This window comes from Mycobacteroides abscessus ATCC 19977 (assembly GCF_000069185.1).
In the GTDB taxonomy this organism is placed as follows: Bacteria; Actinomycetota; Actinomycetes; order Mycobacteriales; family Mycobacteriaceae; genus Mycobacterium; species Mycobacterium abscessus.
This window is the reverse complement of sequence record NC_010397.1, coordinates 2,567,742-2,585,479: the sequence shown is the minus strand read 5'-3', so window position 1 is coordinate 2,585,479 and position 17,738 is coordinate 2,567,742. Positions and strand designations below refer to the sequence as shown.

Annotated in this window: 22 protein-coding genes and 1 pseudogene; 17 read left to right on the top strand and 6 right to left on the bottom strand. The window is 62.0% G+C overall.

Annotated elements, in window-relative coordinates; all coding sequences use genetic code 11:
- The first annotated feature begins 206 nt into the window (after nt 1-206).
- Complete coding sequence (locus MAB_RS12915) at nt 207-2,006, top strand: thiamine pyrophosphate-requiring protein (RefSeq protein WP_012296561.1); 1,800 nt, start codon at nt 207-209, stop codon at nt 2,004-2,006.
- A gap of 308 nt (nt 2,007-2,314) precedes the next feature.
- On the opposite strand, the gene MAB_RS12910 is transcribed toward MAB_RS12915, so the two are convergent.
- The gene (locus MAB_RS12910) at nt 2,315-3,670 is read right to left on the bottom strand and encodes an amino acid permease (protein ID WP_005079512.1); all 1,356 of its coding nucleotides are present in this window, start codon (nt 3,668-3,670) and stop codon (nt 2,315-2,317) included.
- A 153-nt stretch (nt 3,671-3,823) separates the two neighbouring features.
- Between MAB_RS12910 and MAB_RS12905 the strand changes: the two genes are divergently transcribed.
- Nucleotides 3,824-4,519, top strand: coding sequence for a GAF and ANTAR domain-containing protein (locus tag MAB_RS12905; protein WP_005079514.1), 696 nt, complete (start codon nt 3,824-3,826; stop codon nt 4,517-4,519).
- Between the two features lie 8 nt (nt 4,520-4,527).
- On the opposite strand, the gene MAB_RS12900 is transcribed toward MAB_RS12905, so the two are convergent.
- Both MAB_RS12900 and MAB_RS25400 read right to left on the bottom strand, forming a co-directional pair.
- Nucleotides 4,528-4,848 carry a hemophore-related protein gene (locus tag MAB_RS12900; protein WP_005111055.1) on the bottom strand — a complete coding sequence of 107 codons (321 nt, stop codon included), beginning with the start codon at nt 4,846-4,848 and terminating at the stop codon, nt 4,528-4,530.
- 22 nt (nt 4,849-4,870) lie between these two features.
- Nucleotides 4,871-5,206, bottom strand: a complete 336-nt coding sequence (locus MAB_RS25400) for a hypothetical protein (RefSeq protein WP_005079518.1) — start codon at nt 5,204-5,206, stop codon at nt 4,871-4,873.
- Nucleotides 5,207-5,257: 51 nt separating this feature from the next.
- On the opposite strand from MAB_RS25400, the gene MAB_RS12895 reads away from it, so the two are divergent.
- From MAB_RS12895 to MAB_RS12880, 4 genes are all read left to right on the top strand, one after another.
- Complete coding sequence (locus tag MAB_RS12895) at nt 5,258-5,806, top strand: DUF6328 family protein (protein ID WP_005079520.1); 549 nt, start codon at nt 5,258-5,260, stop codon at nt 5,804-5,806.
- Between the two features lie 94 nt (nt 5,807-5,900).
- On the top strand, nt 5,901-8,009 hold the full coding sequence (locus MAB_RS12890; protein WP_005111053.1) for a catalase: 2,109 nt from the start codon (nt 5,901-5,903) through the stop codon (nt 8,007-8,009).
- A gap of 34 nt (nt 8,010-8,043) precedes the next feature.
- Entirely contained in the window at nt 8,044-8,310 is a 267-nt protein-coding gene (locus tag MAB_RS12885; RefSeq protein WP_005079524.1) for a hypothetical protein, read from the top strand.
- 30 nt (nt 8,311-8,340) lie between these two features.
- Nucleotides 8,341-8,757: a ChaB family protein gene (locus tag MAB_RS12880; protein WP_005079526.1), complete on the top strand. Its 417-nt coding sequence runs from the start codon at nt 8,341-8,343 to the stop codon at nt 8,755-8,757.
- A gap of 85 nt (nt 8,758-8,842) precedes the next feature.
- Here MAB_RS12880 and MAB_RS12875 read toward each other — a convergent pair whose 3' ends face one another.
- Nucleotides 8,843-9,400: an LGFP repeat-containing protein gene (locus MAB_RS12875; RefSeq protein ID WP_005111052.1), complete on the bottom strand. Its 558-nt coding sequence runs from the start codon at nt 9,398-9,400 to the stop codon at nt 8,843-8,845.
- A gap of 193 nt (nt 9,401-9,593) precedes the next feature.
- On the opposite strand from MAB_RS12875, the gene MAB_RS12870 reads away from it, so the two are divergent.
- Complete coding sequence (locus MAB_RS12870; RefSeq protein WP_005058245.1) at nt 9,594-9,821, top strand: hypothetical protein; 228 nt, start codon at nt 9,594-9,596, stop codon at nt 9,819-9,821.
- A 123-nt stretch (nt 9,822-9,944) separates the two neighbouring features.
- The gene (locus tag MAB_RS12865; protein ID WP_021269121.1) at nt 9,945-10,553 is read left to right on the top strand and encodes a phosphate signaling complex PhoU family protein; all 609 of its coding nucleotides are present in this window, start codon (nt 9,945-9,947) and stop codon (nt 10,551-10,553) included.
- 4 nt (nt 10,554-10,557) lie between these two features.
- Here the strand turns inward: MAB_RS12865 and MAB_RS12860 are convergent, their stop codons facing one another.
- Nucleotides 10,558-12,024 carry an aminotransferase class I/II-fold pyridoxal phosphate-dependent enzyme gene (locus MAB_RS12860; protein ID WP_005111050.1) on the bottom strand — a complete coding sequence of 489 codons (1,467 nt, stop codon included), beginning with the start codon at nt 12,022-12,024 and terminating at the stop codon, nt 10,558-10,560.
- A 289-nt stretch (nt 12,025-12,313) separates the two neighbouring features.
- On the opposite strand from MAB_RS12860, the gene MAB_RS12855 reads away from it, so the two are divergent.
- The 5 genes and pseudogenes from MAB_RS12855 to usfY all read left to right on the top strand — a co-directional run bounded on the left by MAB_RS12855 (nt 12,314) and on the right by usfY (nt 14,649).
- Nucleotides 12,314-12,994, top strand: a complete 681-nt coding sequence (locus tag MAB_RS12855) for a PAS and ANTAR domain-containing protein (RefSeq protein WP_005088224.1) — start codon at nt 12,314-12,316, stop codon at nt 12,992-12,994.
- 62 nt (nt 12,995-13,056) lie between these two features.
- Entirely contained in the window at nt 13,057-13,296 is a 240-nt protein-coding gene (locus MAB_RS12850) for a hypothetical protein (RefSeq protein WP_005088225.1), read from the top strand.
- Nucleotides 13,297-13,306: 10 nt separating this feature from the next.
- Nucleotides 13,307-13,672, top strand: a complete 366-nt coding sequence (locus MAB_RS12845) for a hypothetical protein (protein WP_005093379.1) — start codon at nt 13,307-13,309, stop codon at nt 13,670-13,672.
- A 46-nt stretch (nt 13,673-13,718) separates the two neighbouring features.
- Nucleotides 13,719-14,341: pseudogene (locus tag MAB_RS12840) on the top strand (flavodoxin family protein).
- A gap of 8 nt (nt 14,342-14,349) precedes the next feature.
- Nucleotides 14,350-14,649, top strand: a complete 300-nt coding sequence (usfY, locus tag MAB_RS12835; RefSeq protein ID WP_005079565.1) for a protein UsfY — start codon at nt 14,350-14,352, stop codon at nt 14,647-14,649.
- A 58-nt stretch (nt 14,650-14,707) separates the two neighbouring features.
- Here the strand turns inward: usfY and mbp1 are convergent, their stop codons facing one another.
- Complete coding sequence (mbp1, locus tag MAB_RS12830; protein WP_005058264.1) at nt 14,708-14,944, bottom strand: microaggregate-binding protein 1; 237 nt, start codon at nt 14,942-14,944, stop codon at nt 14,708-14,710.
- 194 nt (nt 14,945-15,138) lie between these two features.
- Here mbp1 and MAB_RS12825 point away from each other — a divergent pair, with 194 nt between their 5' ends.
- The 4 genes from MAB_RS12825 (at nt 15,139) to MAB_RS12810 (ending at nt 17,573) form a co-directional block, all read left to right on the top strand.
- Complete coding sequence (locus MAB_RS12825) at nt 15,139-15,573, top strand: low affinity iron permease family protein (protein WP_005111041.1); 435 nt, start codon at nt 15,139-15,141, stop codon at nt 15,571-15,573.
- Between the two features lie 100 nt (nt 15,574-15,673).
- Complete coding sequence (locus MAB_RS12820; RefSeq protein WP_005111039.1) at nt 15,674-15,973, top strand: low affinity iron permease family protein; 300 nt, start codon at nt 15,674-15,676, stop codon at nt 15,971-15,973.
- A gap of 32 nt (nt 15,974-16,005) precedes the next feature.
- Nucleotides 16,006-16,812 carry a nucleotidyltransferase gene (locus MAB_RS12815; RefSeq protein WP_005111037.1) on the top strand — a complete coding sequence of 269 codons (807 nt, stop codon included), beginning with the start codon at nt 16,006-16,008 and terminating at the stop codon, nt 16,810-16,812.
- Nucleotides 16,809-17,573, top strand: a complete 765-nt coding sequence (locus tag MAB_RS12810; protein ID WP_005111034.1) for a metallophosphoesterase family protein — start codon at nt 16,809-16,811, stop codon at nt 17,571-17,573. Before MAB_RS12815 ends, MAB_RS12810 begins: the two co-directional genes overlap by 4 nt.
- Nucleotides 17,574-17,738: the final 165 nt, after the last annotated feature.

The following is a 17,738-nucleotide window of genomic DNA, read 5'->3' as shown; positions in this document are numbered from 1 at the left end:
GAGCACAGCAACCGGTATCGCAATCTAGCGGCAGCCGGCCAGGAGCCTGCGTCCGCTCGCCGCCAGATGTTCCCCGCGACTTACAGCGTGTCGGCAGGTTTGCGCAACGCCCGATAGGGAATGCCGATCGAGCGTCGAGGCGATCGGAGATCTTGTCATCGCCGCCCGGACGCACGTCACGCACAGAATCCCTGCGAGGAGGAACCATGTCCAGCACGGTCGGCGACATCCTGCTTTCCCGCCTGCGAGAATGGGGTGTCCAACAGGTCTTCGGATATCCGGGCGACGGCATCAACGGATTACTGGCGGCCTGGCGTTGCGCCGACAACGACCCACAATTCGTCCAGGCTCGTCACGAGGAGATGGCCGCCTTCGAAGCAGTGGGTTTCGCGAAGTTCTCCGGCCAACTCGGTGTCTGCACGGCAACATCCGGCCCGGGTGCGATACATCTGCTCAACGGCCTCTACGACGCCAAACTGGATCACGTCCCGGTGCTAGCCATTGTCGGCCAGGCCGATCGTTCCGCAATGGGCGGCTCATACCAGCAAGAGGTCGATCTCTTGAGCCTGTACAAAGACGTCTGCAGTGACTACGTGCAGCAGTGCATGGTGCCCCAGCAGTTGCCCAACCTGGTGGATCGAGCGATACGAATAGCGCTGTCCGAGGCCACACCGACGGCCATCATCGTGCCCTCCGACGTATTCAACCTCGGCTATGAAGCGCCTGTTCATGCCTTCAAGCAGGTTCCGTCAAGCCTTGGCATGTCGGGATCCCGTTCGATACCCTCTCCCGACGCCCTGAGGGCAGCGGCCGACTTGCTCAACTCGGGCAAGAAGGTAGCCCTGCTTGTCGGGCAGGGCGCCCGTGGGTGCGTTGCCGAGCTCACCGCCCTTGCCGACCTTTTAGGAGCAGGCGCCGCAAAAGCATTGCTGGGCAAGGATGTGCTGCCCGATGATCTTCCCTGGGTCACCGGATCTATCGGTCTGCTCGGCACCACCGCCAGTTGGCATCTCATGCGCGACTGCGACACCCTGCTCACCGTGGGATCGAACTTTCCCTACACTCAATTCCTTCCGGATCTCGGGCAGGCCCGCGCGGTGCAGATCGACCGTTCGGGCAAATGGATCGGTATGCGCTACCCGTATGAACTCAACTTGGTTGGCGACGCCAAAGACACACTGCAAGCCCTCATCCCCCTTCTGGAGCGCAAGCCCGATCGCTCATGGCGCGAGCACATAGAGAAGAAGACCCGCGGCTGGTGGACAACCGTGCAACGCACCGCCATGACGAACGCCGATCCGGTCAATCCCATGCGGATTTTCTGGGAGCTGACGAAACGTATGCCGCCCAATGCCATCATCACCGCGGATTCCGGCTCCTCGGCCAATTGGTACGCGCGTCATCTGCGCTTCACCGACGGCGTGCGTGGCTCGCTGTCGGGCACGCTCGCGACCATGGGACCTGGTGTGCCGTATGCCATCGGCGCGAAATGGGCACATCCCGACCGACCTGGAATCGCCTTCGTGGGAGATGGCGCGATGCAGATGAATGGGATGAACGAGCTCATCACCATCGCGAGGTACTGGCGGCAGTGGGCCGATCCGCGCCTGGTGGTCGTGGTCCTGCACAACAACGACCTCAACCAGGTCACCTGGGAGATGCGGGCCATGGAAGGCTCGCCCAAATTCGCTGAATCACAGACTCTTCCGGATGTCGACCATGCGAGATTTGCGCGGGGTCTGGACTTGCGCGGCGACAACATCGAGGACCCCGCACAGATCGCCGGCGCATGGGACAGAGCCCTTTCCGCGGATCGGCCCACCGTACTCGACGTACGCTGCGATCCTGACGTTCCGCCCATTCCCCCGCACGCCACGGTCGACGAGGTCACATCGCTGGTCGGCGCCGTCGTCGGCGGCGACGAAGACACCGCCGGGTTTACCCGACAAGGCATCAAACAGAAATTGCAGCAGTATGTTCCGCTCCCAAAGCGGGACCGGCCATAGAACCTGCGTCACCGATCAGGCAGAGGCTGATTGGTTTGCATGCGTTCGACGGTCCACATGGACAGCGCCTCACGTGCTCCCCCACCAACCGGTTCAACCTCTGCATACGGTACTGGCGCGAAGCGCACAGCCCTGACCGTGTAGGTCACCGACTGCCCTCCGGGCAGAGACCGCTGAAAAGTGCTTCCCGGAAATACCGCCATTGTCCGCTCCCTCGTATCGCCCATTGGCTGTCGAATGTCACGCCGAGTACCCGGGCCGGACAGCCCCGAAACGCGCAAGACCCAGCAGGCTGGAGCGCCGGCAATCTACCGTCTTCTGGACATCGCGAAAGCACCCACGAGCACCAGCAGCCACGCTGCTCCGACGATGAGCGCGACACGCGTGTCCGCACCGAAGCCGAGTAAGAGCACAACGAACATCAGGAACCCCGTAGCGAACACCTGCAGGTACGGCCAGCCCGGCACCGGGAAGTCCGCCACCGATGCCTCGCCGTGGTGCTGTTGGGCGCGGAACCTAAAGTGGGCCAGAAGGATCATCAGCCAAACAAAGATCGTCGCGAAGGTGGCGACGGACGCGATGATGACGAAGACACGCTCTTCGATCGCATAGTTCAGCACCACGCCTACCAGCAGCGCGACCGTCATGACTACCACCGTCATCCACGGCACACCATTACGCGATACCCGCCGCATGACCGCCGGAGCCTGACCCCGCTGGGCCATGCCGTAAATCATCCGGCCAGCGGCGAAGATGTCGCTGTTGATGGCCGACAGCGCGGCAGTCACCACAACAAGGTTCAGCACGGTCGCCGCCGATGTGAATCCCAGCCCTTCAAATATCTGCACAAACGGGCTGCTGTTCGAATCGATCGACCGCCAGGGGTAGAGAGCCATGATCACAGCGAGGGTGAGGACATAGAACAAGATGATGCGCACGGGGACGGTGTTGACGGCCCGTGGAATCGTCCGCGCCGGATCCTTCGCCTCGCCCGCCGTGATCCCGATGATCTCGGTACCACCGAACGCGAACATCACGATCATGAAGCTGCCCACGAACCCGGCCAGTCCATGAGGGAAGAAGCCCCCGTCATTCCACAAGTTGGCGATGCCGCGCTGCTCTTCGCGCCCAGTTGAGCTGCCCCACACGAGGATTGCTATGCCACCAGCGATCATCGCGACAATGGCAAGAACCTTCACCAGGCTGAGCCAGAATTCGACCTCCCCGAAAACCTTGACGCTGAGCAGATTTATCGCGCCGATGAAGAAGATGATCGAGAACACCCAAACCCAGCGCGGCACTCCGGGGAACCAGAAACCCATGTAGACCCCGAATGCGGTCACATCGGCCAGGCAGACGACGACCATCTCCAGCGCGTACGTCCAACCGGTGAGAAAGCCTGCCAACGGCCCTAGGTACTGCGTGGCGTACTCACCGAACGATCCTGCCACCGGGCGGCGTACCGCCATCTCCCCCAGCGATCGCAGCACGATGTAGATCACCGCCCCGCCCAGCAGGTAGGCCACCAGCACCGACGGGCCCGCTTGCCTGATCGCCTCCGCCGAACCGTAGAACAGGCCTGTCCCGATAGCTGATCCCAGCGCGATAAAACGGATATGGCGAGCGGAGAGGCCCCGGGTGAGCGTGTCGGGGGCACTGTTCACGGGCGGGGCTCCTATCGCATAACTACGCAGCGGGTGGGCGGTATCGCCGCGAAATTAGCTGAGTGTAAGGGCTCCACTGGTAGCGGACACTACCGGAAGCTGCCCAACAGGCATTTTCGGTCGCTGTCCCACAGAAACTGGCAAGATGGCCGAGTGACCGATGAGGCGGCTGCCGGAGCGTTCAGCGCGAAAATCGCGGACGCCGCGCGCCGCATGCAGCAGGAGCACTCCAGCGTCGAAATGACGCTCAGGTCGATCACCACCGCGGCACTCGAGACCGTGCCCGGTGTGGAGCAAGCCGGCATAACGCTGGTCACCGGGCGCTACGAAATTGAGTCGAGGGCGGCGACGTCGGAAACGCCACGCAAACTCGATGACATTCAGCAGGAGTTGCGCGAGGGCCCGTGCGTGCAGTCGGCATGGGAACACGAGACGGTGTATGCCGAAGATCTTGCCCAGACGACGCCGTGGCCGCGTTTCGCCGAGGCGGCGGTGAAGCTCGGCGTTCGGTCGATGCTGTCCTTCCAGTTGTTCACCTTCGGTGAAAACCTTGGAGCGCTTAACCTTTACGCGCAGTCGCCAGGTGCGTTCGGCGCTGACTCCTATGACGCTGGACTGGCGTTGGCCACGCACGCCGCGATCGTGCTGGTGGCGGCGCAGCGTGAGTCGCAATGGGCCTCAGCCCTTGCGTCGCGCGACGTCATTGGTCAGGCCAAGGGAATGCTGATGGAGCGTTTCAGCATCAATGCCGCAGAAGCGTTCACCGTCATCAGGACGCTGTCACAGGATTTCAACACCAAACTGGTGGAGATCGCGCGGGCGATCGTCGAAGACCGCCCGTTAGGCTGACACGCGTCTCAAACGGTCCGGCACTCTGGCTTTTTGTCGTCAAGCGGAGCCATGATGTCCTTCAGTTCGCGATCCTGTTGCGGGTGTGCGGCGAAATATGCCCTGATGTTCGATGCGCCCACGGCTTCGGGCTGCAGGTACGCGTCGGTGATTACCGCGTTTGCCTCAGGATACTTATCGAAGTAGATGCTCAACGCGTTATTGGTTGCCTGCACCGCCTGGGCGATCCCTTCTTGGCTGCAGTCGGTGGATGCATGCCCCGGCGGAGCACCCATAACCGCCGTCACGACAGACACCGTAAGCGCCGCAATGAAACTGGTGTTCCTCATTCGATAATCACCTCGCACTCGACTAAGGCACGTTCACGCACCCCACGTTGGGAATGCATCCGCTTCCGCCGCCGGGACCACCGCTACCGGTGGGGCCGCCGGGGATCTCTCCTCCGCCTCCTCCTGGGCCACCACCTCCCGTCGGCCCACCTGGGATGCTGCCCGCGCCACCCTCCGGGCCGCCTCCGCCCGTCGGCCCGCCCGGCACACTGCCGCTGCCCCCAGGCGGGGGCGCGGGCGTTTGGGTGGTGGTCCCGACGCTGCGCGGTGGCGCGTCGGTGCCGCAACCGATCAACGAGGCGATCAGGGCCATCGATCCGACGGCCACACCTACCGTAGTCCTGGCTTTTGTATGCATACGGTGCCCGTACCCAGGTTTCGTTCGGTTCAAACCGGGGATCATCACAGCGTGGACGTTGACCACCCGGAGGACGATCAGAGGTGGAACCAGTCGGCCCGCCACGAAACCGTCACCGAACGGCTCGACCGGAACTGGACCAGCCTCCTGCAGGAGCTGCGGGTTATGCAGACAGGTGTGCAGCTCCTTACCGGTCTACTACTCACGCTTCCTTTTCAGCAGCGCTTCGACATGCTCGATCACCCGATGCGGATGGTGTACTTGGCCACCGTCTGCTGTTCAATCGCCTCTACCATGCTGCTGGTGGCGCCTGTTGGCATGCATCGAGTTCTCTTTCGCCAGCACCGCCTTCCGGTACTGGTTTCGGCGGCACACCGCTTGGCATTCGCGGGCCTGCTGTTGCTCGGATTGGCCATGGCCGGGGTTACCGACATTATCTTCGATACCGTCTCGGGACGCCGTGCGGGCATCGCCGCTGGCGTGTTCGCGCTGATCGCATTTGGTTTGTGCTGGCTGGCGCTGCCGCTGGCCTTTCGTTCCAGCAACTTCCGTTCGACATATATGCCAGAAGCGCCCGAACAACCTCGACTTCCGTTGTAAAACAACAATTTCATGGCGGGCCCCGCCCGATGTTTGTCGTTCGGCTACCGGGGTACCCGGCGGCAGTCTTTCCCGCGCCGCTAAGGAGTACATCGTGGACCGCACGTCGAATCCCAAACAAGAGCAACTCGACACGTCCCGGGTGGACCGAGCCTCTGGTTATCTCACTACCCAGCAAGGCGTTCGCGTCGACCACACCGATGACGCGCTCACCGCCGGTGTCAGGGGCCCCACGCTGCTGGAGGATTTTCACGCCCGCGAGATAGTCACGCATTTTGACCACGAGCGCATTCCAGAGCGTGTGGTTCATGCGCGCGGCGCGGGCGCATACGGCTACTTCGAGCCGTACGACGCGTGGCTATCGGACTTCACAGCCGCGAAATTTCTCACCACACCCGGCCTGCGCACACCGGTGTTCGTTCGTTTCTCTACCGTTGCGGGGTCCCGCGGCTCGGCAGACACCGTGCGCGACGTACGCGGATTTGCCACGAAATTCTATACACAGCAAGGCAATTACGATCTGGTCGGCAACAATTTCCCGGTATTCTTTATCCAGGACGGCATCAAATTTCCGGACTTCGTGCACGCGGTGAAGCCTGAGCCCGACAACGAGATCCCGCAGGCCGCCTCGGCGCATGACACCTTGTGGGACTTCGTTGCCGAGCAGCCCGAGACGCTACACGCGATCATGTGGCTCATGTCCGATAGGGCTCTGCCCCGCAGCTACCGCATGATGCAAGGGTTCGGCGTACACACCTTCCGGTTGGTCAACGACGCCGGCGAGGGCGTTTTTGTGAAGTTCCACTGGAAGCCGCTGCTGGGCGTGCACTCACTGCTGTGGGACGAATGTCAGCAGATCGCCGGCAAGGACCCCGATTTCAACCGGCGCGATCTCTGGGACGCGATTGAGTCCGGCCAGTTTCCGGAATGGGAACTCGGAGTGCAGCTGGTGCCGGAATCCGACGAGTTCAAATTCCCCTTCGACCTTCTTGATTCAACGAAAATCATTCCGGAAGAACAGGTTCCGGTGCAGCCGGTCGGACGCATGGTGCTGGATCGGAACCCCGACAACTTCTTTGCCGAGACAGAACAGGTCGCATTCCACACGGCCAACGTGGTGCCGGGAATCGACTTCACCAACGACCCGCTGCTTCAGTTTCGTAACTTCTCCTACCTGGATACACAACTGATCCGCCTGGGCGGTCCGAACTTCGCACAACTGCCCATCAACAGACCGATCGCCGAGGTACACAACAACCAGCGAGACGGCTTCGCGCAGCATGACATCCCACAAGGCAAGTCCAGCTATTTCAAGAACACCCTCGGCGGCGGCTGTCCGGCCCTGGCACATGAAGATGTCTTCCGCCACTACACCCAACGAGTGGACGGACATAAGATCCGCCAGCGCGCCGAGAGCTTCAAGGATTTCTACAGCCAGCCGCGGATGTTCTGGAACAGTATGTCCGCCGTCGAGGCGCAGCACATCGTTTCGGCATTCTCGTTCGAACTGGGCAAGGTGAGTGCCGAGGCCGGGATTCGCGAACGTGTTGTCGCTCAACTCAACCTGGTGGAACACGATCTTGCTTCTCAAGTCGCCTTGCAGCTGGGCTTACCCGCCCCAGCGCCGCAATCGGCCGACGAGGCTCTTCCACCGTCCCCGGCGCTGTCCCAGCTTTCCACCACCCGAGACAGCATCGCCACCCGACGGATCGCGGTGCTCGCGGCCGACGGCGTCGATATTCACGGCGTGGAGTTGCTTCGTGCGGCGCTGGAAGAGAGCGACGCGATTGTCGAGATACTCGCACCGACTGGCGGCGGAACGCTCACCGGCGAATCCGGCGGCGAACTCCGCGTCGACCGCGCGATGACCACGATGGCCTCGGTGTTATACGACGCCGTAGTCGTACCCTCCGGAGCCGAATCCGCCTGGCGGCTGGCGCGCAACGGCTTCGCCGTGCATTTCGTTTCCGAGGCCTACAAACATCTCAAGCCCGTCGCGGCCTACGGTTCCGGACTCGATCTGCTCCGGGCAGCCTCTGTGGTCGAAACACTTGCCACCACCACGGAGATTGTGGTTGACGACGGCGTGGTGACGACCACCGCGGAGGCCAATGCATTGCCGGCCGAATTCGTGGCCGCGTTTGTCACAGCGATCAGCCGGCATCGCGCCTGGGAACGCGAGACCGAGATGGTGCCCGCATAGTTTGGTGCGTCGCTGGGCGGGTAAGTAGGTCATCATGTCTGTCGGAAAATACGAGGATGTCGGCGATGACGAGGCGGGACCCGGCGACACATTGAACGTCAGCGAGTCCACCGATTCTGACGAAATGCACAACGCCGACGGTGACGAGCCCGTCGAGCCGCCCCAAAAGTGGTCAGCTTCCGGGAAATTCGGATTGGTCGCCAACGAGGCGTCGGAGGGCGAATCCCTCGACAAGAAGTTGTGGGCCGAACGCCCGGATGTTGACCGGGAGACGGCCGAAGACCCGGCGCCCGACGAGTGAGTCTGGCGTAGTCCATGAAAGGAGAACACCATGCCCAAGACCACAAGCAAAGGTAGAGCCAAGCAGAGCGAACTGCCCGACACCCTGCGTAAATCGAGCGACAAGGCCCAGCGCACCTTCGCCAAGGCTCACGACTCCGCGGTCAAAACCTATGGCGAGGGTCAGCATGCGCACCGCGTCGCTTACGCGGCGCTGAAGCACAGCTTCGAAAAGGTCGGTGACCACTGGGAAGAGAAGGAAACTCGGGGGCCTTCCGACGAGCGGGCGCGAAGCGGCGGCCCGAACGCGCGGGGTAAGACGGCCGAGGGCGTAGACACCAGCGCCACCAAGGATCACCTGCTGTCCATCGCGCGCAGGCTCGAAATCCGCGGCCGCTCAAGCATGAATAAAGAGGAACTCGTTGCCGCGATCGAAAAAGCCAATCGGCGCGAGAGCCGAAAGGACTGAGCAGGCCATCTCGCGAAAGTGGGGCCGACTGACGCGCGAACGCCCGGTCGGCCCCACTGCCCTGTCGGCGGGTTATTTCAAGTGACTACTTCGGTGAGACTGTCTCCCGGAAGTTGCCATCGCCCTGGTTCAGCCAGGAAATCTCCCCGTGCTGGAACTTGCTGATCCAGCCACCGGATGCTGTCTGCGGCCCACCGTTGGTTTGCGCTTCGTCCGATGTCGGGTACCCGAGAGAGCCCGTGGGCCCGCCGTTCTGGTTGTACACTCGCAGTATCTCTCCCTGCACCAGGTGCGTTCCCGTCGCGGTCGAGGAGTAGATATTGCCGTTTTCGAATGTGAAAACGGTTCCGGCGCCTTGTTGTTCGGGCTTTGCGGTGAGTCGGCCGACCTTTTGTTCGCCCCCGGCCTTGGTGAAGGTATTCGCCACGTCGCCATCCAAGATCACCTCACCGCCCGGCACGTCGTACCGCAGTTCCGGTGCGGTTGCCGCGGACGACATCGCGCTGGTGGCAGAGGAAAGGCCGCTCGAGGCCGCGCTGGCACCCGATGAGGCCGCGCTCGAGGCCGTGGACATCGCATCCTTGGCGTCGTCCTTGCTACATGCGGCTATGCCACCGCCTGTGATGGCAACGGCCGCGATCACGGCTCCGACGCGAGTTGCAGCAGGCCCGACCGGTTGCCGGTGACGCACTTTCACAAGACGTTTCATCGTTCCTCCCTTTGCACAGGTTGCGGACGTCAGGGGGCATACCCGACGCGGAGTTCCGCAAACGTGGTGTTTACCGGCATTCCACCTGGGTATGCCCTTGTCGCCAGCCACACGAGAAGGGAGCACCATGACTTTGGCCACCGAATCCGGAGAACTGACCGGCACCAAGGACAAGAACTACGATCTGATCCGCTTCACCAAGGATTGTCTGGAGAATGCGCTGCGGCTGCAGACCTTTATCGGCGATGCGGAACGCGACGGCGACACCGAGGTAGCACAACTGTTCCGCAAGGCTCAATCGGACAGCCGTAAGGGTGCGGAGCTGGCCAAGACACTGCTATCCAGCAGACTGTAAAGCTGAGCGGCCCCTTCGGTCCTATACGAGGATCCGAAGGGGCCGTGAGGCCTTCCCGAGGACGAGACCCTGCGTACAACATTTCATGAACAACTCGGTGCGCTCGCGGCCGACACGGCAGATATGTGTGGACGCTCCGCCGGCATGTGCACGACTGCCACGGCTTTATTGTTAGGCGACCAATCCGAATCCGCCGCAACTCTGCACACATCACTGCGCGCGGTGAGCAAGGCGGGCCGCTCGATTAGCGATCACGCGTTTTCGCTGCTCGCGCTGCAGGCACCGGTGGCCAGCGAACTGCGGGCAGTGGTTGCGACGATCCATATCGTCGGAAATATCGACCGCATGGCAGGTTTGGCGGCCAATGTCGGGCGGATGGCACTGCGGGAAAGTCCCCGAGTGACGCTGCCCGGCGACGTGCGCGATCTTGTGGTCGAGATGAGTTTGGCCGCAGGGCATTCCGCACAGAACGCGCGATGCGCCATCGAGCGCGGCGATCCGCTGTTCGCTCGGCAGATGGAACAGGAAGACGGCCGGATGAACATCCTGCATCGAGAATTGTTTGAGGTGGTGATGCAGCCACGGTGGCCACACGGCTGCGCTGCGGCCGCCGATTTAGTACTGATAGGCCGGTTTTACGAACGATTCGCCGACCACGCCGTCGATATCGCACGCCAGGTCTATTTCCAAGCGACGGGCGATCACATGGCCCCACTGCCGCAATCGCACTGATCGGCTAGCGTTCGGCCGTCACCCGAATGGTTTCCAGCGACGAGTCCGCGGGGTCAGGCACCATCATGCCCGCTTTCACACCTGAACGCAGGTACTCGAGCACGGGGCTGGTCAGCCGCTCGCCGGGCACCACCACCGGAATTCCCGGCGGATAGGGCGTAACCTGCTCAGCCGCAATGTGGCCCGCCGCATCGCCGATCGCCACCGTATCCGTGGGACCGAAGAACGCGTCGCGCGGCAACATCACACTTTCCAATTGCAACTGCTGCGGCGGTGGTAGATAGAGGGGCCGCGGGCGCGGAAAATCCTCGGCCGCCGCCCGCCAGGCAGAAAGCGACCCCAGCAGTCGCTCCACCGTCAAGTCCCGGTCCGCGATCGACATCGTCGCAAGGAATCGACGGTGATCGCTCAGCCCCAGATCCAGTTGTTTGTGCTGGCGCAACCAATCCGCTGCTTGGTAGCCGGAGGTGCCGGTCTGCGAGATGTCAACGAGCACCTGCAGACGGTCCAGATCGTGGGAGGCCTCCGCTCCGAGCAGTTCCGATTCCATGACCTGCACATCGGCGATATCGGCGATTTCGCCTCGCACCTGCTCGGCCAGATCGAGAGCATGGGAAAGCAATTCGTGGCCATGCTCGACCATCTGGCGGCGCCAGCCGTCCATCGCGGCATAGACCATCACATTGGGGCTGGTGGTCATCAACAGATCGGCGCATGCCGACAGGCGCGCGGGATCGACACGATCACCTTGTAGGTGAAACACCGAGCCTTGTTCGAATCCCGCCCCCATCTTGTGCACGCTGACAACACAGACATCGGCCCCGGCATCCATGGCCCACGTCGGCAGTTCCTCATGGAAGGGCAGATGAGCTCCCCATGCCTCGTCGACGATCAATGGCTTACCGCGACGATGACATACCTGCGCAATGGCCCCGATATCCGCACAGGTGCCATAGGGGCTGGGGCTGACGATCAAGGCGCCGGCCGCATCCGGGTGCTGCTGCCATGCCTCCTCTACCTGGCGCGGAGAGGGCGGATGGGAGATATGCCGCTGGGCGTCCCATCGCGGTGTGATCCAGCGCGGCTGCACGCCGGAGAAGATCAAGCCGGCGATGATCGACTTGTGGCTGTCGCGCCCGACCAGTAACCCGCCTTCGCACCCACCGGCTACTGCCATCATCGCGGCCTTCACCGAAAGTGAACTGCCACAGGTGGAAAAGAAGGCTGATGACGCGCCCACCGCGTCTGCCATCAGTTCCTCTGCCTGTGCCAAGTAGTGCCCGGACGATTTCCTGTCGTCCAGGCCGCCACTGGCGAGAAGATCGCAGCGAAACGGGTCCATTCCCATGATCCCGGTCACACGCGCATCGACCCCGCGTCCTTGTCGGTGGCCCGGCGGGGTGAATCCGTAACGGTTGTCTCGGTGGTAACGGTCCACGGCATCCAGGAATGGTGTCTGGGTATGGTCCATCAGAATCCTTCCGGTAGTCCGTTGCCGATGTACTTAAGACCCGCCGCCTCGACAACTGCCGAGTCCACGTGTCGCGAGTGTCCACAACGGCCACTCCAGAATGCGCAATAGGTAAAGGGAGATCCAGAGTCGGATGCTTGCCGCAGCACGCCGTGTGCTTGCCTTGTGCGATGCATGGCGAGCCAAATACCCTGTAGGTAATTCGCTAAACACTTCGAGAGCTGCTTGTTGTACCGCTTTCCAGCGGATTTGAATAGTGAGGTGCGCCCGGTGGTGAAGCGGTTCTGTCATGTCCGATGAGCTATCCGAAGAGGAGGCCGACAGCGAACTAGCGCAGGCGCTCGCCGGTGGATCGCCACAACATGTCGGCTGGTTTCGCTTCTACTTTGCCGACGAACGGTGGGAGTGGTCCCCGCAGGTAGCCCAGATGCACGGATATGGGCCCGACGAAATCACACCGACTACAGAGATCATCCTCTCGCACAAACACCCGGACGATTATCGCCAAGTGGCCGCGACCCTCCAGGAGATTCGGCGCACGGCGCAGGCATTCAGCACCCGCCATCGCATCATCGACGTGCAGCAGCACGTCCATCACGTGGTGGTCATCGGGGACCAGCTGTGTGACGACAATGGCGTTGTCGTCGGCACCCACGGCTTCTATGTGGATGTCACCTCATCCATCCGGCAGGAGCGTGAAAACTCTTTGACGGTGGCCGTTGTCGAAATTGCGGAGAACCGCAGCGTCATCGAGCAGGCGAAGGGCATGTTGATGCTTGTCTATCGGCTCAACGCCGACGCCGCGTTCGATGTGCTCAAATGGCGGTCGCAGGAAAACAACGTCAAACTACGCGCGCTTGCCCAGCAGGTGGTCGTGGACTTCGGAACCCTGGATTTTGACAAGACCCTGCCGGCGAGATCGGTATACGACCGTCTGCTCCTGACCGCCCACCAGCGGATCCCCCGCTAGGGGTTTGGCGCCACGTCATTCCGGGAAGCTCATCACACGGGAGCCGACGGAAGGACGAAGCCATGGCAGTATGCGCGACCTGCGGAAATGTCTATCACAACACCTTCACCGTGACCTGGGGTGATAAGACGGCGACCTTCGACAGCCTGGAATGCGCCATCACGGAGATGGCACCGTCGTGTGCGCTCTGCGGCTGTCGCATTCTGGGCCACGGCGCCGAGGCCAATGGCCGCCTGTACTGCTGTGCTCATTGCGCTCGCCAGGCAGGGCACTCCGGCATCACCGACAATGCGGACCGATGACGGGTAGCCCGTGAACGCCCCGATGTACAGCGACGCGGAGCGAAAGGACCGGGATAAGAGAACCCACATCCATGCGGTGCGTTTCAGTGCGGCGACCGTGGCACTTGCCGTCGTCACCTTTGTCACCGCCATCGTGTGGATGGGTCAGTGTTCGGTCAGCGTGGAGGTCGACAAGACGCTATGCGGCAGACACGGCACGCCCGCGATGGCCATGGCCGCACCGGGAGTGCTGATGATAGGCGGCATCATCGCCTTTGTGCAGACCTACCGGGTATGGCGGCGGCGCGGAAGGTGGTGGGTGTGGCAGGGCGCCGGCTGGTTTCTGCTGCTACTCATGGTCGTGACACTGATGCTGTCCGGCCGGATGATGACGTGAGGTGACTGACCGGTTTTGTGAGCTGAATTGTGGGTACAGCTAAGGCATGACCATTGTCCAAGAGCCATTGCGCGCGTTGAGTTTGGTGTGCAGCCTGAAGCGCACGGGAGAGCACTCCAGCACCGAAATGCTCACCAACCAATTGGCCGAAGTGCTGGGCCACGACGGCGTGCACTGCGAAAGCATCCGGTGCGTCGACTACGACATTCATCCCGGTGTCGGGCAAGACATGGGGAACGGCGACCAGTGGCCGCAATTGCGTGACAAGGTGCTGGGCGCGGACATTCTGGTGCTGGGCACACCCACGTGGCTTGGCCATATGTCGAGCGTGGCGCAACGCGTCCTGGAGCGGCTCGACGCGGAGCTCTCGGAGACCGATGAAGAAGGCAGACCCATTCTTTCGGGGAAGGTGGCTGTCGCCGCGGTGGTGGGAAACGAGGATGGCGCGCACAAAATCACCGCCGATCTTTTCCAGGCGCTCAACGACATTGGTTTCAGCGTGCCCGCCAGGGCTGCACCTATTGGAATGGCGAGGCCATGCACAAAAAGGATTATCGCGAGCTGGACAGCGTGCCGGAGGCCGTGGCGTCGGCGACGGCCTCCGCGGCACACAACGCCACACATCTTGCGCAATTACTGCGTGAATACCGCTATCCCGCAGCTCAATAGGAGGAATCATGCACGACGATGGAATCGACCCCGTTGACCACGCGCGTACATTTCGCCCGCATGCCGGCGAGTCGCTGAAGGATCGGGTGGCGTGGCCGGGCCTTGCCTTCATTGCCCTCGGCGTGCTCTCGGTGGTCCTCGGTTTGGCTGCCGCCGCGTACATGTTCTATGGCTGGACGTTGGTGGCCGGCATCGCGGCCCTGGTGTTCTTCTTCCTCGGGTGGCTCTGGATGCACGTCGAGCGCCGACGGGTTCGCCGGATGGAAGCCGAATGGCACCAGGAACATTCGGTACCTCACCACGACTAGGCAAAGTCACGCAACGGTTGAGGGCGGCCACCGCGGTGGCCGCCCTCAACGTGAATTGCTACTCGTGGGCCTTCTGACGCTTCTCGTCGGATTTGGCCTCGGCCCTTGACTTCTCGGCCTCGGCTTCCTTCTGTGCAGCTTCCCGCTGCGCCTGAGCCTTGTCCTGCTGAGCCTTGCCCTCCTCAATCAAGTCGTCCCGTCCTGTGACGGTTCCGGCCGCTTCCTTGGCCTTGCCCTTGACGTCTTCTACCACGCCACGGACGGCCTCTTGTGGCCCACTGTTCTTCTCGGTCATGTGCGTCCTCCTTCTGCGTTGCTTCCCTCGGTTGGCTGATGACCGACAGGGTGAACTCCGCTTCGAGTGGTGAACCCCGTCGGGTTGATGATTACCGCTCCTGCGCGGATCAAACATGTGGGACCGACAGGGCAGACGGTTTAAAGGTTGCCGTGTGGGGTAATTCATGCGGCGAGCAGGCAGGAGCCCCCCAGATGCGAAATAGCACCAGCCCGCACGATAAGGCCATTTATCCGTCCGAGGTAAGCCAACACGTTTCGGCATTCGACAGATTCGCGACCACCATGTCGGGGCACGTCTCGCAGCCATGGTTTTTCGTCATGTGTGTGCTGATTGTGGTCGTGTGGGCACCAAGCTTCGCCTTCCTCAACATCGATACCTGGCAGTTGGTCATCAACACCTTGACCACGATCATCACGTTCTTGCTGGTGGCATTGCTCCAGAACACGCAGCGTAGGTCCGATGACGCGGTCCAGCAGAAGCTCAACGGGATAGCCGACGCGCTCGCCGACATCACTAACGCGTTGGGGCATATGGATCCGCAGCTGGCCCCGCAGCTCGATCGAGACCGGATTGAGCTTCTTGACGCCGTAGGGCTCGAAGAACATGAGAGCACGGATTCGTCATAACGACGGGTTGACGTGGCGGGCTCGGCTGGCGCTGGTGCCCGGCCTTATCACGCGATGGGCTGGCTCGATTTGGTTGTCGTTGATAGCAATAGCCGTAGTCGTGATACTTCTGGTCATCGGTCTGTCCACCGCCTTCCCCGGCTGGTGGCAGACGCTGGTCTACTCCACGGGAGCCCTGGTCAGCCTCCTGATGTTGTTCATCATCCAGCACACCACCAACCGGGACACGAATGCGGTGCTGCTGAAATTGGACGAGCTCATCAGCGCGATCCCCGCTGCGCGTGAGGAAGCAATAGACATCGAGGACCGGGAGATCTACGAACAGGAGGAAGTACATCGTCGTTTGCACCACGAGGCCGGTCAGAATTCACATGATGACGCCGCGCAGGTCCATGATTGAGCCGGCGGGTCAGCGGGTAGGCGACGTCCACCATGAATGAACAGGCACTGCTCCGGACGCTCACCAGGGTGGTAACGGCGCTGACTCAAAAGGACATCGCGTTCGCGGTGGCCGGCGGGTGTGCGGTCTACGCACGAGGCGGCCCGGTAACCACGCATGACATCGACATCTTCCTCAGAGAGCAGGACGTGCCGTCCGCGGCAGCCGCCTTGCACGAGGCAGGTCTGCGGCTGGAGGACCCACCGGAGAACTGGCTTACCAAGGCCTACGACGGAAGTGTGTTGGTCGACCTCATCTTCTGCCCCCACGACCGGCCCGTCGACGCGAACTTTCTGGCTCGGGCCGAACCCATGCAAATCGGGCCGACACGCGCCCCGGTAGTCACCGCAACTGATCTGATGGTCGACAAACTCCTGGTACTGGACTCGCACCGTTGCGACTTTGGCCCGGTACTCAGTATCGCCCGCGCCATCCGGGAACAGGTCGACTGGCGCCAGGTCCATCGCTCGACGGAGCAATCACCCTATGCCACAGCATTTCTCAACTTGTTGGTGGGCTTGGAGATCGTCGAATCGACGAACGCAAGAACGAATGACACCCGACAATACGACGAGGCCGAACTACGAAGGAGATTTGCCGAAGATGCCCGCACCGCCGAGCTGGGGGTGCAAGTGACGTTCAACGGCGACACCGTGGCGCTAGACGGAGAGGTCGACTGCTCGCATCGCCGTGACATGCTCGCCGTCGTGGCCCGGGAGTACGCCCCCGGTATACAGATACGAAACATGGTGCGAGTCTCCGACACCGGCAAACCCGGACCGGCGGAGATGATCTCGTGATCCGCGTCGCGGCTGTCGGCGACATACATCTCGGCGAGGACTCGGGCATGCAATTGCGCCCCGCATTCGACGACATCGATCAGCACGCCGATATTCTTTTACTGGCAGGCGATCTCACGAGAACGGGAACCGCCGCGGAGGCGATGACGGTGGCTGGCGAATTCGCCGAACTTCCGGTGCCGGTGGTGGCGGTATTGGGTAATCACGACTACCACGCCGACCATGCGGCCGAGCTCACCACGACTCTGCGAAATCACGGCATTACGGTGTTGGACGGTGATAGCACCCGAGTAGATATATCCGGTAGCTCGGTGGGTATCGCCGGAATCAAGGGGTTCGGTGGTGGTTTCGCGGGGCGCTGCGGGAGCAGCTTCGGCGAGCCTGAGATGAAGGCGTTTGTCGGGCACACCATGTCGCAGGCCAACCGGCTGGCGTGCGCTCTGCGTGAGCTCGATACCGACCTTCGAATTGCCTTGTTGCACTACGCCCCTATTCCGGAGACTCTGGGTGGTGAACCGCTCGAAATCTATCCTTTTTTGGGCTCTTACCTACTCGGGGAGGCTATCGACCAAGCCGGCGCCGATCTCGTTTTACACGGGCACGCTCACGCCGGCGCCGAGAAGGGACGCACACCTGGCGGTGTGGCTGTGCGCAATGTGGCGCAGCCGGTATTGCGTTCGGCCTATGCGGTATACGCGCTGCCCAGCCCCACGGAACACGCCGCGCTGGCCGCGAGCGTGCCGATGCGGGGTGCCCCGTGAAGGAGGATCGCGATGAATTCCCTTGACCTGCCTGGCAATGAGCACCAAAGAGGTATACTGGTGTTACCTAAATTCACCGGGGGCGCAAGGATCTTGAGGCGAACGCCAAGAGACGGTCGGCAAGTATTGGTTGCGCACCGATGATCCGGGTAATCTCAAACGCAG